Annotated in this window: 22 protein-coding genes, 1 tRNA gene and 2 pseudogenes; 11 read left to right on the forward strand and 14 right to left on the reverse strand. The window is 72.2% G+C overall.

Going from position 1 to position 23546, the window contains the following annotated elements; translation table 11 throughout:
• Positions 1-89: 89 nt before the first annotated feature.
• Positions 90-262: pseudogene (locus tag CHR28_RS21460) on the forward strand (GntR family transcriptional regulator); the annotation flags it as partial.
• Between the two features lie 159 nt (positions 263-421).
• The gene (locus CHR28_RS21465) at positions 422-1405 is read left to right on the forward strand and encodes a PAC2 family protein (protein ID WP_094055303.1); all 984 of its coding nucleotides are present in this window, start codon (positions 422-424) and stop codon (positions 1403-1405) included.
• 69 nt (positions 1406-1474) lie between these two features.
• Here the strand turns inward: CHR28_RS21465 and mshC are convergent, their stop codons facing one another.
• The 4 genes from mshC to CHR28_RS21485 all read right to left on the reverse strand — a co-directional run bounded on the left by mshC (position 1475) and on the right by CHR28_RS21485 (position 4949).
• Positions 1475-2704: a cysteine--1-D-myo-inosityl 2-amino-2-deoxy-alpha-D-glucopyranoside ligase gene (gene mshC / locus CHR28_RS21470; protein ID WP_094055304.1), complete on the reverse strand. Its 1230-nt coding sequence runs from the start codon at positions 2702-2704 to the stop codon at positions 1475-1477.
• A 95-nt stretch (positions 2705-2799) separates the two neighbouring features.
• Positions 2800-3630, reverse strand: a complete 831-nt coding sequence (locus tag CHR28_RS21475) for an SCO1664 family protein (RefSeq protein ID WP_179272517.1) — start codon at positions 3628-3630, stop codon at positions 2800-2802.
• Positions 3594-4184: a DUF3090 domain-containing protein gene (locus CHR28_RS21480; RefSeq protein WP_094055306.1), complete on the reverse strand. Its 591-nt coding sequence runs from the start codon at positions 4182-4184 to the stop codon at positions 3594-3596. Before CHR28_RS21480 ends, CHR28_RS21475 begins: the two co-directional genes overlap by 37 nt.
• 78 nt (positions 4185-4262) lie before the next feature.
• Entirely contained in the window at positions 4263-4949 is a 687-nt protein-coding gene (locus tag CHR28_RS21485; RefSeq protein ID WP_094055307.1) for a histidine phosphatase family protein, read from the reverse strand.
• A 61-nt stretch (positions 4950-5010) separates the two neighbouring features.
• Between CHR28_RS21485 and corA the strand changes: the two genes are divergently transcribed.
• Positions 5011-6006, forward strand: a complete 996-nt coding sequence (gene corA / locus CHR28_RS21490; protein ID WP_094055308.1) for a magnesium/cobalt transporter CorA — start codon at positions 5011-5013, stop codon at positions 6004-6006.
• Positions 6007-6023: 17 nt separating this feature from the next.
• On the opposite strand, the gene CHR28_RS21495 is transcribed toward corA, so the two are convergent.
• Positions 6024-6812 (reverse strand): hypothetical protein, encoded by a 789-nt coding sequence (locus CHR28_RS21495; RefSeq protein ID WP_094055309.1) that lies wholly within the window; start codon positions 6810-6812, stop codon positions 6024-6026.
• Between the two features lie 307 nt (positions 6813-7119).
• On the reverse strand, positions 7120-8175 hold the full coding sequence (locus tag CHR28_RS21500; RefSeq protein ID WP_094055310.1) for an LLM class F420-dependent oxidoreductase: 1056 nt from the start codon (positions 8173-8175) through the stop codon (positions 7120-7122).
• Positions 8176-8384: 209 nt separating this feature from the next.
• Between CHR28_RS21500 and CHR28_RS21505 the strand changes: the two are divergent.
• The 3 genes and pseudogenes from CHR28_RS21505 to CHR28_RS21515 form a co-directional block, all read left to right on the forward strand.
• A pseudogene (locus CHR28_RS21505) lies at positions 8385-9485 on the forward strand (pectate lyase family protein); the annotation flags it as partial.
• 112 nt (positions 9486-9597) lie between these two features.
• On the forward strand, positions 9598-10584 hold the full coding sequence (locus tag CHR28_RS21510; RefSeq protein ID WP_094055312.1) for an aldo/keto reductase: 987 nt from the start codon (positions 9598-9600) through the stop codon (positions 10582-10584).
• Positions 10581-12875, forward strand: coding sequence for a helix-hairpin-helix domain-containing protein (locus tag CHR28_RS21515; RefSeq protein WP_094055313.1), 2295 nt, complete (start codon positions 10581-10583; stop codon positions 12873-12875). Before CHR28_RS21510 ends, CHR28_RS21515 begins: the two co-directional genes overlap by 4 nt.
• A gap of 66 nt (positions 12876-12941) precedes the next feature.
• Here the strand turns inward: CHR28_RS21515 and CHR28_RS21520 are convergent, their stop codons facing one another.
• On the reverse strand, positions 12942-13691 hold the full coding sequence (locus tag CHR28_RS21520; protein ID WP_094055314.1) for a hypothetical protein: 750 nt from the start codon (positions 13689-13691) through the stop codon (positions 12942-12944).
• A 47-nt stretch (positions 13692-13738) separates the two neighbouring features.
• Between CHR28_RS21520 and CHR28_RS21525 the strand changes: the two genes are divergently transcribed.
• Complete coding sequence (locus tag CHR28_RS21525; protein ID WP_094055315.1) at positions 13739-13927, forward strand: DUF5703 family protein; 189 nt, start codon at positions 13739-13741, stop codon at positions 13925-13927.
• 92 nt (positions 13928-14019) lie between these two features.
• Here the strand turns inward: CHR28_RS21525 and CHR28_RS38810 are convergent, their stop codons facing one another.
• From CHR28_RS38810 to CHR28_RS21540, 3 genes are all read right to left on the reverse strand, one after another.
• Positions 14020-15096, reverse strand: coding sequence for a chaplin (locus tag CHR28_RS38810; protein WP_094055316.1), 1077 nt, complete (start codon positions 15094-15096; stop codon positions 14020-14022).
• A 130-nt stretch (positions 15097-15226) separates the two neighbouring features.
• A complete protein-coding gene (chpH, locus tag CHR28_RS21535) occupies positions 15227-15460 on the reverse strand; it encodes a chaplin ChpH (protein ID WP_010988036.1) in 234 nt (77 codons plus the stop codon).
• Positions 15461-15608: 148 nt separating this feature from the next.
• On the reverse strand, positions 15609-16934 hold the full coding sequence (locus CHR28_RS21540; RefSeq protein ID WP_094055317.1) for a M20/M25/M40 family metallo-hydrolase: 1326 nt from the start codon (positions 16932-16934) through the stop codon (positions 15609-15611).
• A gap of 196 nt (positions 16935-17130) precedes the next feature.
• Between CHR28_RS21540 and CHR28_RS21545 the strand changes: the two genes are divergently transcribed.
• Both CHR28_RS21545 and CHR28_RS21550 read left to right on the forward strand, forming a co-directional pair.
• A tRNA-Leu gene (locus CHR28_RS21545) sits at positions 17131-17215 on the forward strand.
• A gap of 63 nt (positions 17216-17278) precedes the next feature.
• On the forward strand, positions 17279-17653 hold the full coding sequence (locus CHR28_RS21550) for a YchJ family protein (protein WP_094055318.1): 375 nt from the start codon (positions 17279-17281) through the stop codon (positions 17651-17653).
• 21 nt (positions 17654-17674) lie between these two features.
• Here the strand turns inward: CHR28_RS21550 and CHR28_RS21555 are convergent, their stop codons facing one another.
• Positions 17675-18376 carry a FadR/GntR family transcriptional regulator gene (locus CHR28_RS21555; protein ID WP_094055319.1) on the reverse strand — a complete coding sequence of 234 codons (702 nt, stop codon included), beginning with the start codon at positions 18374-18376 and terminating at the stop codon, positions 17675-17677.
• Positions 18377-18513: 137 nt separating this feature from the next.
• Between CHR28_RS21555 and CHR28_RS21560 the strand changes: the two genes are divergently transcribed.
• Positions 18514-19032 carry a gluconokinase gene (locus CHR28_RS21560; protein ID WP_094055320.1) on the forward strand — a complete coding sequence of 173 codons (519 nt, stop codon included), beginning with the start codon at positions 18514-18516 and terminating at the stop codon, positions 19030-19032.
• Between the two features lie 53 nt (positions 19033-19085).
• Complete coding sequence (locus tag CHR28_RS21565) at positions 19086-20483, forward strand: GntP family permease (RefSeq protein WP_094055321.1); 1398 nt, start codon at positions 19086-19088, stop codon at positions 20481-20483.
• A gap of 59 nt (positions 20484-20542) precedes the next feature.
• Here the strand turns inward: CHR28_RS21565 and CHR28_RS21570 are convergent, their stop codons facing one another.
• The 3 genes from CHR28_RS21570 to CHR28_RS21580 all read right to left on the reverse strand — a co-directional run bounded on the left by CHR28_RS21570 (position 20543) and on the right by CHR28_RS21580 (position 23525).
• On the reverse strand, positions 20543-21166 hold the full coding sequence (locus CHR28_RS21570; protein ID WP_094055322.1) for a cytochrome b/b6 domain-containing protein: 624 nt from the start codon (positions 21164-21166) through the stop codon (positions 20543-20545).
• Positions 21150-21899, reverse strand: coding sequence for a molybdopterin-dependent oxidoreductase (locus CHR28_RS21575; RefSeq protein ID WP_094055323.1), 750 nt, complete (start codon positions 21897-21899; stop codon positions 21150-21152). Before CHR28_RS21575 ends, CHR28_RS21570 begins: the two co-directional genes overlap by 17 nt.
• Before the next feature lie 87 nt (positions 21900-21986).
• The gene (locus CHR28_RS21580; RefSeq protein WP_094055324.1) at positions 21987-23525 is read right to left on the reverse strand and encodes an APC family permease; all 1539 of its coding nucleotides are present in this window, start codon (positions 23523-23525) and stop codon (positions 21987-21989) included.
• Positions 23526-23546: the final 21 nt, after the last annotated feature.

The raw sequence follows: 23546 nt of genomic DNA on the forward strand, positions 1-23546 counted from the left end.
GGAGCCGCCCCTTCCGCGTTCCCGGGTCTCCGACGTCACCAGCCTCGACCCGCACCTGCTGCTGGAGGCGATCGGCCTCGTCATGGACTTCCACCGCGACGACACGGTGGCGCGGCCTGACCCTGGAGGACGCCGTGGGGCGCACGCTGCGCGAGCACCGGGCGATCCTGGCCGACCTGGGCGACCGGGACGCCGAGGCGGCACGCTCGTGGGCGCCGTGCACATCGCGAGCGTGGAGCAGTGGCTGCGCTCCACGCTGTGACCAGGGCCTCACGGAGCGCTCGGAGGGATCCGGGTGTGTTCCGGGGTGGATCACGGGGCAGTGATGGGGGCACTCCCCCTGCGAGGGGGCTGCGGACGCCCCCTTGGCACGCCGTAAAGTTGGGGGGTCAAGCGAGGGCACGTCGGAAGGAGGCACTGGGTGATCGAGCTCGAGGGGGTTCCCGAGCTGATCGACCCGGTCATGGTGGCCGCGTTCGAGGGCTGGAACGATGCCGGCGACGCCGCCTCCACCGCGGTCGCGCATCTGGACAGGGAGTGGAAGGGCGAGGTCTTCGCGGCGCTGGACGCCGAGGACTACTACGACTTCCAGGTCAACCGCCCCACGGTCTTCATGGAAGCGGGCGTCCGCAAGATCACATGGCCGACGACAAGGTTGTCGGTGGTCCGGGTCGGCGGTGACAAGCCGCGCGACCTGGTGCTGGTCCGGGGGATCGAGCCGTCCATGCGGTGGCGTTCGTTCTGCAACGAGCTGCTCGGCTTCGCACACGAACTCGGCGTGGAACTGGTGGTCGTCCTGGGCGCTCTGCTCGGCGACACCCCGCACACGCGTCCGGTTCCGATCAGCGGGACGACGTCCGACCCGGACCTGGCCCGGCGCATGGACCTGGAGGAGACCAAGTACGAGGGCCCCACGGGCATCGTCGGCGTCCTCCAGGAGGCGTGCACGCACGCGGGCGTGCCGGCGGTGTCGCTGTGGGCGGCGGTGCCGCACTACGTGTCGCAGCCGCCCAACCCGAAGGCCACGCTGGCCCTGCTGAACCGGCTGGAGGACCTGATCGACGTGCGCATCCCGCTGGGCGAGCTGCCCGAGGACGCGCGCGCCTGGCAGGTCGGCGTGGACCAGCTGGCCGCGGAGGACAGCGAGGTCGCCGAGTACGTCCAGTCGCTGGAGGAGGCCCGGGACACCGCGGAGCTGCCGGAGGCGTCGGGCGAGGCGATCGCCCGCGAGTTCGAGCGCTACCTGCGGCGCCGGGACGGCGGCGGACCGCCCGGGGCCGGCGGGCACGCGACGGCGGACGGCAGCGACGCCACGTCGTACCTGCGGGACAACCCCAGTGGCCGCACGCGGCCGCCGAAACCGCCCAAGCCGGGCCCCGACGACGAGGATTCGTCGGAGGACTGAGCATCAGCGTGAAAGGGGCGTCTCCCGGTCGGGAGACGCCCCTTTCACGTCAGGGCCACGCGGATGCGGCTACAGCGCCACGCCCAGCAGCGCGTCCACCGCGCGGGAGACCACACCGGGCGCGCCGATGTCCGAGCCGCCGTCCTGCTCCTGCCGGGCGACCCAGCGGTCGACCGCGGCGAGCGCGGCCGGGGCGTCCAGGTCGTCGGCCAGGGCCTCGCGCATCTCCTCCACGAGCGCCTCGGCGGGCGGGCCGTCCGGCCGGGACACCGCGGCCCGCCAGCGGCCGAGCCGTGCCACGGCGTCCTGGAGGACCTGGTCGGTCCACTCCCAGTCGGCCCGGTAGTGGTGGGCGAGCAGCGCGAGCCGGATGGCCGCCGGGTCGACGCCCTCGCGCCGGAGCGCGGAGACGAAGACCAGGTTGCCCTTGGACTTGGACATCTTCTCGCCGTCCAGGGCGACCATGCCGGCGTGCACGTACGCCTTCGCCATGGGGAACTCGCCGGTGAGGACCTGGGCGTGCGAGGCGCCCATCTCGTGGTGCGGGAAGGCGAGGTCGGAGCCGCCGCCCTGGATGTCGAAGCCCATGCCGAGGTGGTCCAGGGCGATGGCCACGCACTCGATGTGCCAGCCGGGCCGTCCGCGGCCCAGCGATCCGCCGTCCCAGCTGGGCTCTCCCTCGCGGGCGGCCATCCACAGCATCGGGTCGAGCGGGTTCTTCTTGCCCGGCCGGTCCGGGTCGCCGCCGCGCTCGGCGGACAGCAGCCGCATCGCCGCGGCGTCCAGGCGCGAGACCTGGCCGAAGTGCGGGTCGGACTCGACGGAGAAGTACACGTCCCCGTCGAGCTCGTAGGCCGCGCCCAGGTCCCGGAGCCGCTCGACCAGCGGGACGATCCCGGGTATGGCCTCGACGGCGCCTATGTACTGCCGCGGCGGCAGCATCCGCAGAGCCGTCATGTCCTCACGGAAGAGGGCCGTCTCCTGCTCGGCGAGCGCGACCCAGTCGACGCCGTCGCGCTGCGCCCGCTCCAGGAGCGGATCGTCGACGTCGGTGACGTTCTGGACGTAGTGAACCTGCCGCTTGGTGTCGAGCCACACGCGCTGCACGAGGTCGAACGCGTTGTAGGTCGCCGCGTGTCCCATGTGGGTGGCGTCGTACGGCGTGATGCCACAGACGTAGATTCGGGCGACGGGACCGGGGTCGAGGGTGACGAGGCCGCCGGTCGCGGTGTCGTGGATCCTCAGGTCGCGGCCCTGACCAGGCAGGGCGGGGACCTCGGAAGCGGGCCAGGCATGCATGCCTTGAGCCTAACCGGACTGAAGTTCCATATACGAATGGGAGCGGGCCGGACGGCCGAGAAGGCGCTCTTGCGGCGAGGCGGCCCGGTGTGCTGCTACACGGGTGGCCAGGGAATGGCGGGCCATTCCCCGCTCGGCTCGGGGTGGGTCCGCGAGGCGAGCAGGGCGGCCACGCGGGCGCGGGTGGCGTCGAGTTCGGCGCCGGTGATCAGCGGTGCGAGCCGGGCGGCGAGCGTCCCGCCCTCCGCGAGGTCCTTCCGCAGCCCTTCGAGGACGTCGACGGCCTCCTGGGTCAGGGGCTCGCCCGCCCAGCCCCACAGCAGGGTGCGCAGCTTGTTCTCGGCGTTGAAGGTGACCCCGTGGTCGATGCCGTACAGCCGGCCGTCGCCGGTGGGCAGCAGGTGCCCGCCCTTGCGGTCGGCGTTGTTGAGCACGGCGTCCAGCACCGCGAGGCGCCGCAGCCGCTCGTCGTCGGCGTGCACGAGCAGCGCGGTGCGTCCCTCGCCGACCTCCGCGAAGCCGATCGCCTTCCAGCCCGGCTCGGGTTCCTCGCCGTCGACGAGCGCGAGCAGCTCGGCGTCGGGCGTCGCCTCGATCCACAGCTGGCACATGCCCTCGCCGTAGGGGCCCTCGCGCAGCACGGTGGGCGGCACCAGGCCCCATCCGGTCGCCTCGGAGACCTCCCAGGCCGCGACCTCGCGCTGGGCGAGCGTGCCGTCGGGGAAGTCCCACAGGGGGCGCTCCCCGGCGACCGGCTTGTAGACGCAGGCCGCCTCCCGGCCGTCGTACGCGACGGTGCAGTACAGGGCCGCGTTGGACGCCTCACGGATGCGGCCGCGCACGGTGAGTTCGCCGCGGGCGAGCAGCTCGGCCGCGTCCGGGGGAGGTGTCACGCTCCGCGGCGGTATCCGTTCTGGCGCGGACATACGTGTCCTTCCGGGTCGAGCGGGAGGCTGCACAGCGGGCACGGCGGCCGCCCGGCGTTGACGACGTCGAGGGCGCGCTTGGCGAAGGCCCTGGCCTGCGCGCCGGTGAGCCGGACCCGCAGCATCGGGGGGCCGTTCTCCTCGTCCTGGAGCAGTCGTTCCTCGGCCTCGGCGAGGTCCTCCTCGGACTCGGCGTCGAGTTCGACGAGCGCCTGCGCCTCGACGATCATGAGCTGCTCCTCGCCGTCCCAGGCGAGTGCCATGGTGCCGACCCGGAACTCCTCCTCGATGGGGGTGTCCAGCGGGGCGGTGTCGGTGATCTCCGAGGGGGCGACGGCGGGGACGGAGGCGCTGCCGCCGCTACGGCGTACGACCTCGTCGAGCAGTTCGTCCATGCGTTCGGCGAGCGCCGCGACCTGGGTCTTCTCCAGGGCCACGCTGGTCACCCGGGAGCCGGCGGAGGCCTGGAGGAAGAACGAACGGCGCCCGGGCAGTCCGACCGTACCGGCCACGAAACGCTCCGGATGGTCGTAGAGGAACACCTGACGGGACACGTCCTGTCTCCATTGGAATCGTGGGAACCGTGGGGGCACGGCACTGCTGCGACCGCTTCACCCTACTGCGGCCGACGATCACGGTGCGCCCGCACCACCCCCGACGGGGGCCTCCTCGCCCGGCGGTTCCTCGCGCGGCACCAGGGAGGTGAAGTCGCCGGTGTCGCCGAGGCGGACGAGGAACGGGCGCAGTCGTGTGTAGCGGATCGCGGTGACGGAACACGGTTCCACGGAGATCCGCTGGAAGAGGTCCAGGTGAAGTCCCAGCGCGTCCGCGACGAGGGACTTGATGATGTCGCCGTGCGAGCACATCAGGTAGACGGCGTCGGCGCCGTGGTCGCGCTCCACGCGCGCGTTCCACTCGCGCACCGCCTCGGCGGCGCGCGTCTGCATGGCCCGCATGGACTCGCCGCCGGGGAACGCCGCCGCGGACGGGTGCGCCTGCACGACCTCCATCAGGGGCTCGTCCTTGAGCTCGGCGAGCTTGCGTCCGGACCAGTCGCCGTAGTGGCACTCGCCGATGCGCTCGTCGGTGTGGGGACTGAGCTCCGGGCGGGCCTGCAGCAGCGGCCGGATCGTCTCCTGGCAGCGTTGGAGGGGACTGGTGACGACTTCGGCGAGGGGCAGTTCGGCGAGCCGCCCGGGGAGCGCGGCGGCCTGTGCGGCGCCGCGCTCGTCGAGGGCGACGCCGGGCGTCCAGCCGGCGAGCAGTCCCTCGGTGTTGGCGGTGGAGCGTCCGTGCCTGACCAGGATCAGCGTGGGCATGCGCACCAGCGTAGGCGCACGCGCGCGTGCGGTGTCGTTCGAGTGACGGGAGACTCGCTTCGTGATCGTCGACTGTGCCATCTACCGCGACGGACACCGGACGGAGGGGCCGGAGGACTTCTCCGACGCCCTGGGGGAGGCGCGTGCGGCGGGCGGGTTCGTGTGGATCGGGCTGCACGAGCCGACGGAGCGCGAGTTCGAGCACGTCACCCAGGAATTCGGTCTGCATCCGCTGGCCGTGGAGGACGCCCTCAAAGCCCACCAGCGCCCCAAGCTGGAGATCTACGACGACTCGCTGTTCGTGGTCCTCAAGCCGGTGGTGTACGAGCCGCAGAGCGACAAGGTGTCCACGGGCGAAATCATGATCTTCTTGGGCGACAGCTTCGTGGTGACCGTCCGGCACGGTGAGGGCGCCCCGCTGAAGGCCGTACGGCACCGGCTGGAGCACGAGCCGGAGCTGCTGGGCACCGGCCCGACGGCGGTGCTGTACGCGGTCGCCGACGCCGCTGTCGACCACTACCTGGACGTGGCGCTGGAACTGCAGGCGGACCTGGAGGGCCTGGAGGCGGAGGTCTTCTCCCCCGACGGCGGCGGCTCACGCAACACCGCGTCCCGGATCTACGACTTCAAGCGGCAGGTCCTGGAGTTCCGCCGGGCCACCGGGCCGCTGTCGCTGCCGATGAGCCGCCTGGCCGGCACGGCACCCTACGGCGTGGCGGTGCCGTTCGTGGACGACCGGGCCCGGCCGTTCTTCCGGGACGTCAGCGACCACCTCACGCGCGTGAACGAGTCCGTGGAGAACCTCGACCGGCTGGTGTCCGACATCCTCTCGGCGCATCTGGCGCAGATGAGCGTCCGGCAGAACGACGACATGCGGAAGATCTCGGCCTGGGCGGCTATGGCCGCGATCCCCACGATGGTCGCGGGGATCTACGGCATGAACTTCGAGCACATGCCCGAGCTAAGCTGGGTCTGGTCCTATCCGGCGCTGATCGCCCTGATGGCCGTCCTGGAGATCATGGTGTTCCGGCTGTTTAAGCGCCGGGGCTGGCTGTAGGGAGCCGGCGGGCCGGTTCAGGCGAACTCGGGTTCCGGTGAGGCCGGACCGCCGAGGGCGTTGCGGCGCTCCGGCGGGCTCAGCGACACCATCCGGCGCCAGCCGCCGAGCCGTTCGTAGGCGTACACCGCGTGGATGCCGGCCTGCAGCAGCGCCGACTTGGCCCGGGACCAGCCGAGGATGCGGCCCATGTGCGCCATGACGGCGAGGCTGACGTCCCGGTAGATCCGGATCTCGGCGTGCGCGCACTCGCGCAGGGTCCGCTGGATGAGCCGGCCGTGGCCCGCCCGGGCGAAGCGCAGCAGCTCCTCGTGGCAGTAGGCGAGGTGGTTGTCCTCGTCGTTGGAGATCTGCCTGACCGCGCGGCCGATGTCGGGGTGGTCGGCGAAGTGCCTGCGCAGCAGGTCCATCTGCTCGGAGGCGCGCTGCTCGGTGACCCTGCTGTGGGAGAGGTAGGTGACGATGTCCCGGACGCTGAGCCGCTCGTCGCGCTTGAGCTGCTCGTGGGCGAGGCCGATGCCGTTCTTCTCCAGGAGCATCGTGTAGTCGGTCTCCGGCGGCACCGGGACGGGGTCGAGGCCGCGCTTCTTCAGCAGGGCGTTGAAGATCCGGCCGTGCTTGTCCTCGTCGGCGCCGTGCCGGGAGATCTTGGGCGCGAGCGCGCGCTCGCTGTCGGGGACGAGGGCGGCGATGCGGGCGTTCTCCCAGCCGCCCTGGGACTCGCCGCTGGCGGCGATGGAACAGAACAGGGCGAAGGACGCGTCGTCGTCGAGGATCTCCTGGAACAGACTCTTGGCCGAAAGCATCGTGGGCACCTCTTCCCGCGCGCGTGCGCGTGCTGCAGGATCCGCAGGTTTCCGCGAAGAACGAGTCAAGTGCGGGGTGCGGGGCGCTGCAACAGGTGTGCCGGACATCTCCGCCGAATGGGGGACCTGGGGTGAGACGTCCCGGCCCGCCCGGCACGGCGGCGGGCGGGACCGGCGGCGGGCGTAACCGGCGGCGGTCCGGCGCGTTGTTCCGCGTGACGGCCGTGGCGGGGAAGACCCCCGAGCCCCCACCACGGCCGCGGAAACTCGGGCCTCGGGCGAGGCCGGCACGCGGAGGCCAAGGGCCTCAGGCGAGGCCGGCACGCTCCAGGGCCTCGGTGCCGGCCCGCAGGGAGGCCAGCCGCTCGTCGAGCGTGAAGCCCGCCGGGGCGAGCGTGAGGGTGGTGACACCGGCCTCGGCGTAGGCCTTCATCCGCTCGGCGATGCGGTCCACGGAGCCGAGCAGGGTCGTCTTGTCGATCAGGTCGTGCGGGACGGCGGCCGCGGCGCCCTGCTTGTCGCCGGAGAGGTACTTGTCCTGGATCTCGGCGGCTTCCTTCTCGTACCCCATGCGCTGGGCGAGCTGGTTGTAGAAGTTCTGCTTGCGGCTGCCCATGCCGCCGACGTAGAGGGCGGTGTAGGGGCGGAAGGTGTCGGCCAGCGTCGTGACGTCCTTGTCGTCGCCCAGGGCGAGCGGCAGCGTCGGGCAGACGTCGAATCCGTCGAGGGTCTTGCCGGCCTTCTCGCGGCCCGCGCGCAGGTGCTTGATCGCCGTGTCCTCCAGGTGGTCGGCGGAGGGGAAGATCAGCAGGGCGCCGTCGGCGATCTCGCCGGTCTGTTCGAGGTTCTTCGGGCCGATGGCGGCGATGTACAGCGGGATGTGCTCGCGCTGCGGGTGCACGGTCAGCTTGATGGGCTTGCCCGGGCCGCCGGGCAGGGGCAGCGTCCAGTGCCGGCCCTCGTACGACAGGCGCTCGCGGGTCATGGCCTTGCGGATGATCTCGACGTACTCGCGGGTGCGGGCCAGCGGCTTGTCGAACCTGACGCCGTACCAGCCCTCGGAGACCTGCGGGCCGGAGACGCCGAGACCGAGGCGGAAGCGGCCGCCGGAGAGGGAGTCGAGGGTGGCGGCGGTCATGGCCGTCATCGCCGGCTGGCGGGCCGGGATCTGGAAGATGGCCGAGCCGACGTCGATGCGCTCGGTCTGGGCGGCGACCCAGGTCAGGACGGTGGCCGCGTCGGAGCCGTAGGCCTCGGCGGCCCAGCAGACGGCGTAACCGAGCCGGTCGGCCTCCTGGGCGACGGCCAGGTTGTCCGCGTCCATTCCGGCACCCCAGTAGCCGAGGTTGATACCGAGCTGCATGCCGCATCCCCTTACTGATCAGTAACGTGCCTTGTGCGCAGACCTTAACGCGGGGCCGCCGCACGGGACAGCGATACGGCCGTGACCTTTCAGGTCCGTGAACAAGAATCATGTACACGACCATTGACGCGTGCACAGCAAGTCCTTAGCGTCACGAGAAAGCGCTTTCTAACCCCACCCGCACTCCGCACACGGAACGGAGAGTACGGATGAAGCGAGCGACATCGGCGCGACTCGGCGCGGCCCTGGCCACCCTGACCCTGGCCGCCGCGACCGGAACGCTGGTCTCGGTGCCCGCGGCCTCGGCCGCGACGGGCCCGGCCACCGGCTACGCCTCACAGAACGGCGGGACCACCGGCGGCGCCGGCGGGCAGACGGTCCGGGCGACGACCGGGACCGCGATCCACGCCGCCCTGTGCGGCCGGGCGAGCAGCAGCACGCCCCTCGTCATCGAGGTGACGGGGACCATCACCCACGCCGGCACCAAGAAGGTCTCCGGCAGCAGCTGCGACACCGCCGACGGCGTGATCGAGCTGAAGAGGATCAGCAACGTGACCATCGTCGGGGTCGGCAGCGGCGCGGTCTTCGACCAGGTGGGCATCCACATCCGCGAAGCGAAGAACATCATCATCCAGAACGTGACCGTGCGGAACGTCAGGAAGTCCGGCTCCCCCACGTCCAACGGCGGCGACGCCATAGGCATGGAGAGCAACGTCCGCAACGTCTGGGTCGACCACACCACCCTGGAGGCCTCGGGCGGCGAATCGGAGGGCTACGACGGCCTGTTCGACATGAAGAACAACACGCAGTACGTGACCCTGTCCTACAGCGTCCTGCGCAACTCCGGCCGCGGCGGCCTGGTCGGCAGCAGCGAGAGCGACCGGTCGAACGGGTTCATCACCTACCACCACAACCGCTACGAGAACATCGACTCCCGCGCCCCGCTGCTGCGCGGCGGCATCGCGCACATGTACAACAACCACTACGTGCGCCTGAACGAGTCCGGCATCAACTCCCGGGCCGGCGCCCGCGCCAGGGTGGACAACAACTACTTCGAGGACTCCAAGGACGTCCTCGGCACCTTCTACACCGACGAGGCCGGGTACTGGCAGGTCGGCGGCAACGTCTTCGACAACGTGACGTGGTCCCAGCCGGGCAGTGAGAACCATCCGGCCGGGCCCGACCCGGTCTCGAACACCACGGTCTCCATCCCCTACTCCCACCGCCTCGACGCGGCCGGCTGCGTCCCGGCCGTCGTGAACCGGACGGCGGGCGCGAACAAGGGGCTGCAGGTGTCGGACGGCAGCTGCTGACCTCGGGCATCGGGCTGTGGCGGCCGGGCACAACTCACCGGGCCGTCCCCGGAAATCGGTCGTCCACAGCCACCCACACGACAGGTTCTGGCCAGTAATCTCGGCGTTCATGGAGCAGAGGCATCTCGGCCGCACCGGCCTGCGTGTGTCACGGATCGGGCTCGGCACCCTGACCTGGGGGCGGGACACCGACGAGCACGACGCGGCGGACCTCATGAAGACGTTCTGGGAAGCGGGCGGGAGTCTCGTCGACACGGCGGACGTGTACGGCGACGGAGAGGCCGAGTACCTGCTCGGCCGGCTGCTGGACGGCCTCGTGCCCCGGCGGGACCTCGTCATCTCCACCAAGGCCGGCGGTGTGCCCGACCCCGACCGCCGGGTCGACGGCTCCCGCGGCCATCTGCTCGCCGCCCTGGACGCCTCGCTCGCGCGGCTCGGCACCGACTACGTCGACGTCTGGCACGTGCACGCCTACGACCCGCACACCCCGCTGGAGGAGACCCTCCAGGCCCTCGACCTCGCGGTCGCCAGCGGCCGTGCCCGCTACGCCGCCGTCTCCAACTTCTGCGGCTGGCAACTGGCCAAGGCCGCCACCTGGCAGCTCGCGGCCCCGGGCACCCGGACCCGCCTTGCGGCCACGCAGCTGGAGTACTCGCTCCTGCAGCGCGGCGTCGAACGCGAGGTGCTGCCGGCCGCGCTCGACCTCGGCATAGGACTGCTCCCGTCCTCGCCGCTCGGACGCGGGGTGCTGACGGGCAAGTACCGGGGCGACAGCACACCGCCGGACTCCCGCGGCGCCTCGGACCACCTCGCGCCCTTCGTGGCGCCGTACCTCGACGACACCGCGAGCCGGATCGTCGACGCCGTGGCGACCGCGGCCGACGGGCTCGCCGTGACGCCGCTCCAGGTGGCCCTGGCGTGGATCCGCGACCGGCCCGGGGTGACCGCCCCCATCGTCGGCGCGCGCAACGCGCAGCAGCTCACCGCGGCGTTGTCAGTGGAGACCCTTAGTCTTCCTGACGAGATCTGCCGGGCGCTCGACGATGTGTCGGCGCCCGTGCACCACTATCCCGATCACGACTGGAGCACGCTGTGAGCACGGAGCCCGAGACCACGGAGGACGCCGAGCCGGGGACCCCGGGCGCCGCGGAGAGCACCCCGGCGGAGGGGACCGGGGACTCGGCGGAGGACGCCGGGGACTCGGCGGCCCAGGAGGGCACTGCGGGTCCGTCCGCCGGGGAATCGGCTGCGGAAGAGGGCCCGGCGGGTCCGTCCGCCGGGAAATCGGCTGCGGAGGAGGGCCCGGGCGCTCGGGTCGCCGAGGGGTCGGGGGCCGCGGAGGGCGCGGCCGGCCGGCTCTCCGAGGCCGAGGCCGAGTTGCTGGCCCAGCGGGCCGAGCGGGAGCGCATCGAGCAGCGCAAGGCCGAGAAGAAGGCGCCCATCGAGGCCGGCGCCAAGCTGAGCGGCAGGGCCGCCGATCTGCTCGCGGCCGTCCGTGCCGTGGAGAGCGGCGAGAAGCCGGCGGCCACGGTGTTCGAGGAGCCCGCGCCCGCCCCCCGCCGCCCCGCCCCCGAGCCGGTGCGCCGGCCGCAGCCGGTGGCGGCCGAGACCGTCGCCGCGCCGGCGGCCCCCGCGCCCGAGGCGGTGCAGGGCGTACGGCGGGTGCTCGGCGAGGGCGGCGCCCCGGAGACACTCGCGCCCCAGGCGGCCGCGGTGCTCGGCGAGGGCGCGGACGAGCTGCTGCGCGCCGACCCCTGGCAGTTGCTGCGGGTCGCGGGTGTGCGGCCGGAGCAGGCCGACGGATTCGCGCGGGCGCTGCTGGGCGCCGAGTGCGCCCCGGACGACGCGCGGCGCGGCCGGGCCGTCACGGTCTGGCTCCTGGAGCAGGCGGCGCTGGCGGGCCACACCGCGCTGGAGATGCCGGCGCTCCTCGCCGCCCTGGCCCAGCGGGGCGTGCCGGAGCCGGAGAGCGCCGTGCAGGACAGCATCGCGGAGGGCGAGGCGCTGGTCTTCCAGGACGCCCTGGAGGAGACCGGCGCTCCGGCCCCCGCCGTGGAACCGGACGACCCGGAGGAGGAGCGGGAGCGCCCGGTCCGTGTCCTGGTCGGTCTGGAGCGGTACGCGCTGGCGGAGGAGAGCCTGGCCGACGGCCTGGCCCGGCTGGTCAACTCCGTGCCCAAGCAGGACGGTCCGGCCGAGGAGTGGGAGCGGCTCGCCGCCGCGGCCGCGGGCTCCACGGCTGAGCTGATCCGCGCGGCCGCCGGCCACGGCCTGGTCCTGCACACCGGCGGGGAGGCGTCCCTGGCCGAGCCGGCGGCGCTGCTGCACGCCGCGCGCGCACTCGGGCTGCGCGCCTGGGCCGCCACCCACGGCCCCGTCGGCCGCGACCGCTTCGCCGCCCTGCTGCGGCGGACCGGGCAGGAGGGCGGCGCCGACGTGCCCGTGGCCACCGTCCCCGGGCTGCTCTCCGGTCCCGAAGGGCCCGGGCGGGACACGGACGGGGCGCTGGACCTGGATCTGCTCGTCGTGCTCGACGCGCCGCAGCTGGACGTCGAGACGGCGGCCCTGCTGACGGAGTCGCTGCCGGACGGGGCGCGGCTGGTGCTGGCCGGCGACCCGGCCGTGCTGTGGTCCGTGGGGCCGGGGCGGGTGTTCGCGGATCTCCTGGCGGCGCGGATCTGCCCGCAGGTCGCCTCACGGCTGCCGGACCCGGGGCCGCTCGGCGAGCTGGTCTCCGGCATCGGCGTCGGCGAGCTGAACCAGGTCGAGGCGCCCGGCAAGGAGGTCGTGATCGTGCCCGTGCGGGACGCGGGCGAGGCCGTGCACCGCACGGTGCAGCTGGTCGTGGACTCGGTGCCGCGGGCCATCGGCGTCCCGGCCGAGGAGACCCAGGTGATCACGCCGGGGCACGGCGGTGCGGTCGGCACGCGCGCGCTCAACGCGGCCCTGAAGGAGCGGCTCAACCCGGGCCCCGGCCGTTTCGGCGGCTTCGACCCCGGCGACCGGATCGTCTACTCCCCTACGCCGGGGAGGGCGGTGCCGGGCCGGGTGGTGAAGGCCGACGCCGAGGGGCTGCACCTGTCGTGCGCGGGCGGGTCCGTCGTCGTGCCGAAGGAGCGGGTGGAGCAGTCCGTGCGGCACGGGTGGGCGATGACCGCGCACCAGGCCGTGGGCAGCCGCTGGCCCGCGGTGGTCGTCGTGCTGCCCGGCGACGCGGCGCAGGCGCTGAGCCGGCCGTGGGTGTACACGGCGTTCGGGCGGGCCGACCGGCATCTGTCGGTGGTGCACGGCGTGGAGCAGGCGCTGCCCAGGGCGGTGGCCGAGGTTCCGGCGAAGCCGCGGACGACCCGGCTTCCCGTGCTGCTCGCCCCGCAGATCGCCGGCTGACGCGCGACGGCGGTGGTCACGGGCCCGGGCCCGTGACCACCGCCGTCGGGTGGCCGTGACGCGCTCTCAGCGGCGATCCGCGTCCAGCGGCTCCAGGTCCTCGTCCTCGTCGTCCTCGTCGTCCTCGTCGTCCTCGTCGTCCTCGTCCAGATCGGTGTCGAGGTCCTCCAGGTCTTCCGCGTCCTCGTCCTCTTCGTCTTCGTCGAGGGCGTCGACCTCGTCGTCGAAGACGGCGCTGACGTCGAAGCGGCACACCACCTGCTGCGCGTCGACCTGCTCGAACGGCGCCTCCAGCCACTCCCCCGGTTCGGCCGGTTCGTCCGCCGCCGTCACCCAGAGCGTGGAGTCGCCCTCCTCCAGCCCGAACTCCTTGTGACGGGAGGCGATCTCGTCGGGCTCGAACTCGCCGAACAGCAGGCCCAGCGCGCCGTGGACCGTCCCGGAGGCCGGGGAGCCCTCGTCGCCGTCTGCCGCCTCGATCCGCTGGGCCTGCGCCAGCAGCCGCTGCGGTTCGGCGACGGCGTAGTCACGGCGGATCAGTACGCTCAGCGCGTTCGGTTCCTCGGGGCCGGTGTACGGGGGCAGCGCGTCCTCCGCACCGGGGATCTCGAAGGGTGTGACCTCGTCGTAGCGGTCGTAGAGCAGTTCGTCGTACACCTCTGCGGCCGCGGCCAGCTGGTTGAACGCCTCGTAGACGGCCGGGTCGTCCTCCCCCGACCTGCGTTCGACCGCGGCCAGGTGGCGGTCGAGCGCGGTCTTGACCGCCTCGGCGGCGGCGCGTACCTCGGCAGCGGTGGGCTGCGCAGCATCAGACATAGAGCAGACGCTATCCGTACGAGGCCCCAGCCCGCACAATAGATGCGATGCCGGAATACGAATTTGTCGACGTGTACGTACCGCGCGGGGTCTCCCGCAAGGAGACGGCACGTCTGCTGACGGACCATGCGGAGTACGGACACTGGGAGTTGCACCGTCTGAGCCTGCTGCGCGACGGCAGCCGCAGAGTGCGGTTGCGCCGGCGCATCATCCGCCAGGTGCGGGCCACGTGGTGAGCTGAGACGGTGCCGGGAGAAGGCACATGACGGAGCGGGCCCCGCCATCGGCGGGGCCCGCTCCGTGGGCGGGGGTCGTCCGGCCGGGTGCCTCAGGCGGAGGCGCGTGCCTTGCGGTAGAGGATCGCGCCCGCCAGCAGGGCGCCGGCACCGGCCGGGAGGGCGAACCCGAGCGGCAGCTCACTGCCGGTGGCGGCGAGCTGGGCGTCACCGCGGGGCCCGGTGACGAACTGGCCGCCCGGCTCGTTGCCGTCCGAGGAGCCGCCGGGCGTCTCGACACCGGCCCCGGGCGGCGTCCCCGGGGTACCGGGCTGACCGGGCTCGCCCGGGTTTCCGGGGTTGCCAGGGGTGCCCGGCGTGCCGGGGTTGCCCGGGGTGCCCGGATCACCAGGGTGTCCGGGGTTGCCCGGGTCACCGGGACCGCCGGGGTTGCCCGGGTTTCCGGGGTGGCCCGGGTCGCCCGGCTGTCCCGGGGTCTCGTGGCCGCCGCCGGGCGGGTTGCCGTGGGGGTCGCCATGGCCGTCGTTCGCGCAGCCGTTGCCCGTGCTGGGGTTGCCGATACCGACGACGTCGACGGTGTTGCCGCAGACGTTCACCGGCGCGTACACCGGCGCCTGGACGTGGTTGCCCGAACCGACGCCGGGTGAGTCGGTGGCGTGCCCGCCCGCGTGCGAGCCGCCCTGGTCAGCGTGGTCGCCGTGGCCCCCCGACGACGATCCACCGCCCTCGTTCGCGCAGCCGTTGCCCGTGCTGGGGTTGCCGATGCCGACGACGTCGACGGTGTTGCCGCAGACGTTGACCGGCGCGTACACCGGCGCCTGCACCGTGTTGCCGGAGAGCACCCCGGGCGAGTCACTCGTGTGCCCGCTCGCGTGCGAGCCGCCGCGGTCACCGTGATCGCCGTATCCCCCCGACGACGATCCACCACCCTGGTTCGCGCACGCGTTGCCCGCCGACGGGTTGAGCACACCGACGACGTTGACCGTGTTGCCGCAGGCGTTGACCGGCGCGTGCACCGGCGCCTGCACCGTGTTCCCGGACAGCACGCCGGGCGAGCCCGACGCGGAGCCCTGCGCACCCGAGGCGGCGTGCGCGGAGCCGCCCGCGGCGGCGATCACACCGGTCGCGGCCGCCACGGTCATCAGACCCTTGCGGGTGACCTGTCGCATTGCTGAATACCTGCCTTCGACCCTTTATCGAATTCTTCTCGAATTCCCCTGAAGAAGCGTTCGGTCCCGGAGCGCATGGCTCGCGCTCCGGGACCGATGGCTTTGAACTCCCCTCACAGAGGGGGAAGCATCACTTGTTGATGCAGGTGTTGCCGAAGGCGGGGTTCAGCAGCCCGATCACGGAGACCGTGTTGCCGCAGACGTTCACCGGGACGTGAACGGGGACCTGGATGACGTTGCCGGACACCACACCCGGGGAGTGCACCGCGGCACCCTGGGCACCGGAGTCGGCGACGGCCAGGCCCGCGCCCGCGAGAACCAGCCCACCGGTGGCAGCCGCAGCAGCGACGACCTTCTTGATCATTATTCCTCCTAGTTGGCAAAGCGACCCATCTTGCGATCGCATTACCTGTAACGAGGCTGGAGTAATGAGGCTACGAGCTTATGGTCGCATTCACTCTTCCCAGTCGATCTCGCACGCCCGCCCGAATAAAGGGGTCGGGGAGCTGCTTTCAGGACGCGTCGATGAACCGGTCGAGCACCCGCACCCCGAACTTCAGGCCGTCCACCGGAACCCGCTCGTCCACGCCGTGGAACATGCCGGCGAAGTCCAGCTCCGGCGGCAGCTTCAGCGGCGCGAAGCCGAAGCCCCGGATGCCCAGGTCGTCGAAGGACTTGGCGTCCGTCCCGCCGGAGAGCATGTAGGGGATCGCCTTGGCGGTCGGGTCCTCGGCGAGCAGCGAGGACTGCATGGCCTCCACGAGCGCCCCGTCGAAGGTGGTCTCGACGGCCTTGTCGGCGTGCACGTCCTCGCGCCGCACCTTCGGGCCCAGGATGCGGTCGAGGTCGGCGAGGAACTCGTCCTCGAACCCGGGCAGGAACCGGCCGTCGACGTGGGCGGTCGCCTCGCCCGGGATGACGTTGACCTTGTAACCGGCGCCGAGCTGCGTGGGGTTGGCCGTGTTGCTGAGGGTCGCGCCGATGAGCTTGGCGATGCCGCCGAGCCTGGCGAAAGTCGACTCCATGTCCTCCGGGTCCAGCTCGGTGCCGAGCGCGTCGCCGAGTTCGTCGAGGAAGGCCCGGGTGGTCTTGGTGACCCGCACCGGGAACTTGTGGCGTCCCAGCCGCGCGACGGCCTCCGACAGTTCGGTGATCGCGTTGTCCCGGTGGATCATCGATCCGTGCCCCGCGGTGCCGGCCACGGTGAGCTTCATCCAGTGCATGCCCTTCTCGGCCGTCTGGATCAGGTAGAGCCGCCGCTCCTCGCTCACCGTGAAGGAGAAGCCGCCGACCTCGCTGATCGCCTCGTTGACGCCGTCGAAGAGGTCCCGGTGGTGGTCGACGAGATACCGGGCCCCGTAGGTGCCGCCCGCCTCCTCGTCCGCCAGGAACGCGAGGACGATGTCGCGCGGGGGCTTGCGCCCGCTGCGCAGCCGGTCGCGCACGACCGCCAGGGTCATGGCGTCCATGTCCTTCATGTCGACCGCCCCGCGGCCCCAGACGCAGCCGTCGGCGATCTCGCCGGAGAAGGGGTGGTGGGTCCAGTCGTCGGCGTTGGCCGGCACCACGTCGGTGTGGCCGTGGATGAGGAGCGCGGGGCGGGAGGGGTCCTCGCCCTCGATGCGGGCCACCGTGGAGGCGCGGCCCGGGTGGGATTCGAAGATCCGCGGCTCGAGCCCGACCTCGGCGAGCTTCTCGGCCACGTACTCGGCGGCCTTCCGCTCGCCCGGTCCCGAGTGGTCGCCGTAGTTGCTGGTGTCGATCTGGATCAGCTCGCGGCAGAGGTCCACGACCTCGTCCTCGCCGGTGACGCTCCTGGCCGTGTCCGTCTCGCTCACGTGCTTCCTCCCGGTGTCACTGCTGGTGGGTCCCCCTCATCCTCCCTCTGTCCGGCCCGCTCCCCAAGAGCGCTCCCGGCCCGTCACACGTCGTTCACGCCGGGCCGGGGCGGGGACGGGGGGTGATCGGTCACCCCGGAAAGCCTGGTAATGTTTACGTCGTCGCCGCGGGGAGAACCCACGCGACAGACACCTTGTCCGGGTGGCGGAATGGCAGACGCGCTAGCTTGAGGTGCTAGTGCCCTTTATCGGGCGTGGGGGTTCAAGTCCCCCCTCGGACACATGAGGCTGAGGGCCGTGACCGCGAGGTCGCGGCCCTCAGGCGTTTCCGCGAAGAGGTGACCATGACCAGGCGTTCCTGCCCCTGCGGGCTCCCCGAGACCTACGAGGCGTGCTGCGGGCGCTTCCACTCCGGGGCCGCCGCCGCGCCGACCGCCGAGCGGCTGATGCGGTCGCGCTACTGCGCCTTCGTCAAGGGCGACGCCGCCTATCTGCTGCGGACCTGGCATCCGCGGACGCGCCCCGGGACGCTGGAGCCGGACCCGGGCACGCGATGGACCGGGCTGGAGATCCTGGACACCCGGGACGGGTCCGCCTTCCACTCGACCGGGACCGTGGAGTTCCGTGCGTCGTACCGGGGCGGGTCGCTGCACGAGCGGAGCCGGTTCGAGCGGGTCGACGGGGCGTGGGTGTACGTCGACGGGGACTTCCTGTCCTGAGGCCGGCTCGTCGCGGCCTCGCTACGGCGCCAGGATGTCCAGTTCCTGGAGGGCGCCGACCGTGATCTCGCGGGTCAGTTCCTCCGCCCGGGCCGCGTCGCCCGCGCGGACCGCCTCGGCGACCCGGACGTGCAGCGTGACGGCGGCCGGGTCGGGGTCCTCGAACATCACGTCGTGCTGGGTCCGGCCGGTGAGGACCTCGGCGACGACGTCGCCGAGGCGGGCGAACATCTCGTTGCCCGAGGCCGAGAGGATGACGCGGTGGAAGGCGACGTCGTGGAAGAGGTAGCCCTCCAGTTTGTGGCCGCGTGAATGGGCGACCATGCCGAGGGCGCACTCGGTGAGCTCGGCGCACTGCTCGGACGTGGCGTGCCGGGCGGCGAGGCCGGCCGCGACCGGTTCGATCGCCGAGCGCAGCACCGTCAGGGAGCGCAGCTGCTGCGGGCGGTCGGCGCCGGCCAGCCGCCAGCGGATGACCTGCGGGTCGTAGACGTTCCACTCGGACTTGGGGCGGACCGTGACGCCGACGCGGCGGCGGGACTCGACCAGGTGCATGGACTCCAGGACCCGGACCGCCTCGCGCATCACGGAGCGTGACACGTCGAAGCGCTGGGCGAGCTCGTCCGTGCGCAGGACGCTGCCCGGCGGGTACTCCCCCGCGGTGATCTCGGGGCCGAGGGTGTCCAGTACGTGGCCGTGCAGCCCCCGGCCCGGTGTGCTCATGCACTCAGCGTACGGGGTAGATCACGGAGACAAAAAGTCAGACTTATTTGTCACGGACTCTTGAATTAGTCGTACCTAATAGGTTTCAGTGGCGTCGACATCACGTGTCGACGAAGACAGCAGACAGTGAGGCAGCGATGAACACCCCCCATGTCGTCGTGGTCATGGGCGTCGCGGGCACCGGCAAGACCACCATCGGTCCCCTGCTCGCCGCCCGGCTCGGCGTTCCGTACGCCGAGGGCGACGACTTCCACCCGCCCGCCAACATCACCAAGATGACGGCCGGCACGCCGCTCACCGACGAGGACCGCGGACCCTGGCTGGACGCCATCGGCGACTGGGCACAGGGGCGGGCCGGGCTCGGCGGGGTGGTCAGCTGCTCGGCGCTGAAGCGGGCGTACCGCGACCGGCTGCGGTCCGCCGCGCCCGGCGTGGTCTTCGTGCACCTCACGGGCGACCGCGCGCTGATCGAGGACCGGATGTCGCACCGGCAGGGGCACTTCATGCCCACGGCGCTGCTCGACTCCCAGTTCGCCACGCTCCAGCCGCTCCAGGCGGACGAGGCCGGGGTCGCCGTGGACGTCGCGGGCAGCCCGGCGGAGATCACCGAGCGGGCGGAGCACGCCCTCGCCTCGCTCCCCGAGCCGATCCGCTAGCCCTTTCCGGCTCTCCCCCCCTCCCCGACTCCCCAACACAAGGGAAACACCCCGTGACCAGACTCAGCGTCGAGATGCTGGCAGCGGACGCACCCGAGCCGATCACCTCGGCCGGCCACGCTCAGCTGGGCATCGCCGTCCTGGCGGGCATCGCCGTCATCGTCCTGCTCATCACCAAGTTCAAGCTGCACGCCTTCCTGGCGCTGACCATCGGGTCGCTGGCGCTCGGCGCGATCGCCGGGGCGCCCCTGGACAAGGTCCTCACCAGCTTCAGCACCGGCCTCGGCACCACGGTCGCCGGTGTCGGTGTGCTGATCGCCCTCGGCGCGATCCTCGGCAAGATGCTCGCCGACTCCGGCGGGGCCGACCAGATCGTCGACACCATCCTGGCCAAGGCCGGCGGGCGCTCGATGCCGTGGGCGATGGTGCTCATCGCCTCCGTCATCGGACTGCCGCTGTTCTTCGAGGTCGGCATCGTGCTGCTGATCCCGGTGGTGCTGATGGTCGCCAAGCGCGGCAACTACTCGCTGATGCGCATCGGCATCCCGGCGCTCGCGGGCCTGTCCGTGATGCACGGGCTGGTGCCGCCGCACCCCGGACCGCTGGTCGCCATCGACGCCGTCGGGGCCGACCTCGGCGTGACGCTGGCGCTCGGCGTCCTCGTCGCCATCCCCACGGTGATCATCGCCGGGCCGGTGTTCTCCAGGTACGCGGCCCGCTGGGTCGACGTCCCGGCCCCCGAGAAGATGATCCCGCAGCGCGCCTCCGAGGAGCTCGAGAAGCGTCCCGGCTTCGGCGCCACGCTGTTCACCGTGCTGCTGCCGGTGATCCTCATGCTCGCCAAGGCACTGGTCGACATCGTCGTGGACGACCCCGAGAACGCCGTGCAGCGGGTCTTCGACGTCATCGGCGCCCCGATGATCGCCCTGCTCGCCTCGGTGCTGGTCGGCATCTTCACGCTGCTGCGGCCCGCCGGGTTCTCCAAGGAGCGGATCTCGCCGCTCGTCGAGAAGAGCCTCATGCCGATCGCGGGCATCCTGCTCATCGTCGGCGCGGGCGGCGGCTTCAAGCAGACGCTCATCGACACGGGCGTGGGACAGATGGTCCTGGACATCTCCGAGGACTGGGCCATCCCCGCGCTGCTGCTGGCCTGGCTGATCGCCGTGGTGATCCGGCTCGCGACGGGTTCGGCGACGGTGGCCACGGTCTCGGCCGCCGGTCTGGTCGCCCCGCTCGCGGCGGACATGTCCACCACGCACGCCGCACTCCTCGTCCTGGCCATCGGCGCCGGCTCGCTGTTCTTCAGCCACGTCAACGACGCCGGGTTCTGGATGGTGAAGGAGTACTTCGGGCTGAGCGTCGGCCAGAACATCAAGACCTGGTCGGTCATGGAGACGATCATCTCGGTGGTCGCCGGCGGTCTGGTGCTGCTGTTGTCCCTGGTGATCTAGGGGCGCGGCGGCGATGACGGCTCACCCGCGCGGTTCCCCGCGCCCCTGAAGGGCGTGGCCTACGGGCGCCACAAGGGGTGTTCCCTGTTCGCCCACTCCGTGCTCACCCTGCCGGTGCGCATGCCCCTTCGGGCCTCCGGGTCCGCCAGGGCCATGCCGATGTGGCCGGCCAGGACGATGCCGAGGGTGAGGGCCAGCCAGTCGTGGACGAAGGTCGCGCTGGTGCGCCAGAACAGGGGGGTGAGGTGGGTGAGCCACATCATCAGGCCGGTGCCGAGCATGACGAGGCCGGCACCGGCGACCCAGGCCGTGTAGATCTTCTGGCCGGCGTTGAACTTGCCCGCCGGCCGGGACGCGTGGCGTTTGTCGCGGTGCAGGGCCGCGCGCAGCCAGGTGCGGTCGTGCGGCCCGAAGCGGTTGAGGCGGCCCAGGTCGGCACGGAAGGCGCGGGAGGCCAGGCCGGCCAGCGCGGGGACGGGCAGGGCGAGTCCGGCCCAGACGTGCAGCGTGACGACGAGGGCCCGGCGGCCGACGAGTTCGGCGAGCTGCGGGACGTAGAGGCAGGCCGCCGTCGCCACGCAGACGCCCATCAGGGCCGCCGTGGTGCGGTGGATCCAGCGCTGTGCCGGGCTGAAGCGGCGCACCTCGGCCGCTGCCGGGCGCGGGTCAGCTCGTAGGCTCATCGTCGCGTCCGTTCGAGCGGCCCACCCAGGCGTCGACGTCGTAGCCGCGCTCCTCCCAGTAGCCCGGCCGGACCTCGTCGGTGACGGTGATGCCGGAGAGCCACTTGGCGGACTTGTAGAAGTACATGGGCGCCACGTAGAGGCGGACGGGCCCGCCGTGGGAGTGGCCCAGGTCCTTGTCCTGCATGCGCAGGGCGACCAGGACGTCGGCGCGGCGGGCCTGGGCGAGGGTGAGGCTCTCGCTGTACGTGCCGTCGAAGCAGGTGAAGCGGATGGCCCGGGCCGTGGGGCGGACGCCGGCCGCGTCCAGGAGGCGGGACAGGCGTACGCCCTCGAAGGGGGTGTCCGGGACGCGCCAGCCGGTGACGCACTGGACGTCGCGGACCATGCGGGTCTGCGGCAGGGCCCTGAGGTCGGCCAGGGTGTAGGTGGCGGGGTGGTCGACCAGGCCGTCGACCTTGAGGCGGTAGGTGTCGGCGTTCCTGCGCGGGACCGACGAGGCGACCGAGTAGTAGCGGAAGCCGCCGCCGTTCGGGAGCAGGCCCGTCAGGCCGGTGGGGTCCTTGTCGGCGGCGCCCCCGAGGAAGCCCTCAAGGCCGCGTTGCAGCGGGGGCGCGGCGACCACTCCGAGAGCGCCCAGGGCGAGGGTGCCGAGGAAGACGCGGCGGCCGACCGGGGTGCCCCGCTCCTCGGGGTGGTCCGCGTCCCCGCCCTCGTGTACGTCCGGGTTCACGTACTCATTCGAACACCCGCGGCCCCTCCAGGACAGGGATCGCGGGTGCTCGTCAGAGTTCCGTAACCACTTCCCGTGCGGGCGGGGTCAGGACGACGCCGCCTTGTCCAGCTGGAAGGCCTCGTTGCCGAGTCCGATCCGGGCGTGCTTCTCGGGAGCGCGGGCGCGCAGCACCGCGCCGAGGAGCAGTCCGGCGACGAGGGCGAGGCCGATGACGCCGGGCAGCACCCAGCTGAGCGCCGAGCCGGGGCCGGCGCCGACCAGGACGTCGAAGTCCTTGACGGTGTAGCCGGCGATGACCAGCAGCGCGATCCCGGCCAGCGCGGAGGTGACCAGCCGCCAGGCCTGGGCACCGGCCGCGCCGCGGCGGACGAAGAAGACGACGACCGACAGGGACGCCGCGGCCATCAGGACGATCACGCCGAGGGCGCCGACGTTGCCGAGCCAGGTGAACAGGTGCAGGACGGGCGCGGTCGGGTCGCCGACCGGCTTGTCGTCGGCGATCGCGAAGGCGATCACGACCACCACGGCCACGACGGTCTGCAGCAGCGAACCGGTGCCGGGGGCGCCGCTGCTGCCGCTGGTGCGGCCGAAGGCGGCGGGCAGCAGACCCTCGCGGCCCATGGCGAAGGCGTACCGGGCGACGACGTTGTGGAAGCTGAGCAGCGCGGCGAACATGCCGGTGACGAACAGGACGTGCAGGACGTCCGTGAAGGTGGCACCCAGGCGGGACTCGGTGAGGAAGAACAGCAGCCCGGCGCTCTGCTTCCGCGCCGAGCCGACGATCTCCGCGGGGCCGGTGGCGACGGTCAGGGCCCAGCTGCTCAGCGCGAAGAAGACGGCGACCCCGCCGACGGCGAGGAACATCACGCGCGGCACCAGCACGTGCGGGCGGCTGGTCTCCTCGGCGTAGACCGGGGCCTGCTCGAAGCCGAGGAACGCGGCGATGCAGAAGCACAGCGCGGTGCCGACGCCCGCGCCGGTGAGGGTGTCGGGGTCGAAGGCGTGCAGCGACAGGCCCTGCGGACCGGGGTCGGCCAGGGCCGCGACGTCGAAGATCACCACGAGGAGCACCTCGACGGCCAGCAGGACACCCAGCACCCGGGCGTTGACGTCGATCTTCAGCCAGCCCAGCAGTCCGACGGCGAGCGCGGCCACGAGGGCCGGTATCCACCAGGCGATCTCGATCTCGGCGTAGGTGGCGAGGAGCCCGGAGACCTCGAAACCGAGGATGCCGTAGATGCCGATCTGCAGCGCGTTGTAGGCGACGAGGGCGACCAGGGCGGCGCCCGCTCCGGCGGTGCCGCCGAGGCCGCGGGAGATGTAGGCGTAGAAGGCGCCCGCGTTGTGGACGTGGCGGCTCATCTCGGCGTAGCCGATGCTGAACAGGATCAGGACGACGCCGAGGACCACGAAGAGCAGGGGCTGGCCGACGATGCCCATCACCGCGAATGTCGTGGGCATGACACCCGCGACCACCATGAGCGGGGCGGTCGCGGCGAGCACGGAGAGCAGCAGGCCGCCGGTGCCGAGCCGGTCGGCGCGCAGAGCCCGCTCCTGCCCCTTGAACGTACTGATGCCGCCGCCGGGGGCGGAGGTGCTCGTGCTCGAACTGTCCGTGGTCATCGGGCGGGCGTCCTCACTGGT

The organism is Streptomyces sp. XY006 (assembly GCF_002237655.1).
Lineage (GTDB): Bacteria > Actinomycetota > Actinomycetes > Streptomycetales > Streptomycetaceae > Streptomyces > Streptomyces levis.

Bases quoted from the DNA above. Each gene is read 5' to 3' on its own strand.
- CHR28_RS21570 (WP_094055322.1), bottom strand. From the start codon at position 21,166: ATGAGCCTACGAGCTGACCCGCGCCCGGCAGCGGCCGAGGTGCGCCGC.
- CHR28_RS38810 (WP_094055316.1), bottom strand. From the start codon at position 15,096: ATGCGACAGGTCACCCGCAAGGGTCTGATGACCGTGGCGGCCGCGACC.
- CHR28_RS21580 (WP_094055324.1), bottom strand. From the start codon at position 23,525: ATGACCACGGACAGTTCGAGCACGAGCACCTCCGCCCCCGGCGGCGGC.
- CHR28_RS21525 (WP_094055315.1), top strand. From the start codon at position 13,739: ATGCCGGAATACGAATTTGTCGACGTGTACGTACCGCGCGGGGTCTCC.
- CHR28_RS21550 (WP_094055318.1), top strand. From the start codon at position 17,279: ATGACCAGGCGTTCCTGCCCCTGCGGGCTCCCCGAGACCTACGAGGCG.
- CHR28_RS21485 (WP_094055307.1), bottom strand. From the start codon at position 4,949: ATGCCCACGCTGATCCTGGTCAGGCACGGACGCTCCACCGCCAACACC.
- mshC (WP_094055304.1), bottom strand. From the start codon at position 2,704: ATGCATGCCTGGCCCGCTTCCGAGGTCCCCGCCCTGCCTGGTCAGGGC.
- CHR28_RS21475 (WP_179272517.1), bottom strand. From the start codon at position 3,630: ATGTCCGCGCCAGAACGGATACCGCCGCGGAGCGTGACACCTCCCCCG.
- CHR28_RS21560 (WP_094055320.1), top strand. From the start codon at position 18,514: ATGAACACCCCCCATGTCGTCGTGGTCATGGGCGTCGCGGGCACCGGC.
- CHR28_RS21520 (WP_094055314.1), bottom strand. From the start codon at position 13,691: ATGTCTGATGCTGCGCAGCCCACCGCTGCCGAGGTACGCGCCGCCGCC.
- CHR28_RS21500 (WP_094055310.1), bottom strand. From the start codon at position 8,175: ATGCAGCTCGGTATCAACCTCGGCTACTGGGGTGCCGGAATGGACGCG.
- CHR28_RS21555 (WP_094055319.1), bottom strand. From the start codon at position 18,376: ATGAGCACACCGGGCCGGGGGCTGCACGGCCACGTACTGGACACCCTC.
- chpH (WP_010988036.1), bottom strand. From the start codon at position 15,460: ATGATCAAGAAGGTCGTCGCTGCTGCGGCTGCCACCGGTGGGCTGGTT.
- CHR28_RS21510 (WP_094055312.1), top strand. From the start codon at position 9,598: ATGGAGCAGAGGCATCTCGGCCGCACCGGCCTGCGTGTGTCACGGATC.
- CHR28_RS21495 (WP_094055309.1), bottom strand. From the start codon at position 6,812: ATGCTTTCGGCCAAGAGTCTGTTCCAGGAGATCCTCGACGACGACGCG.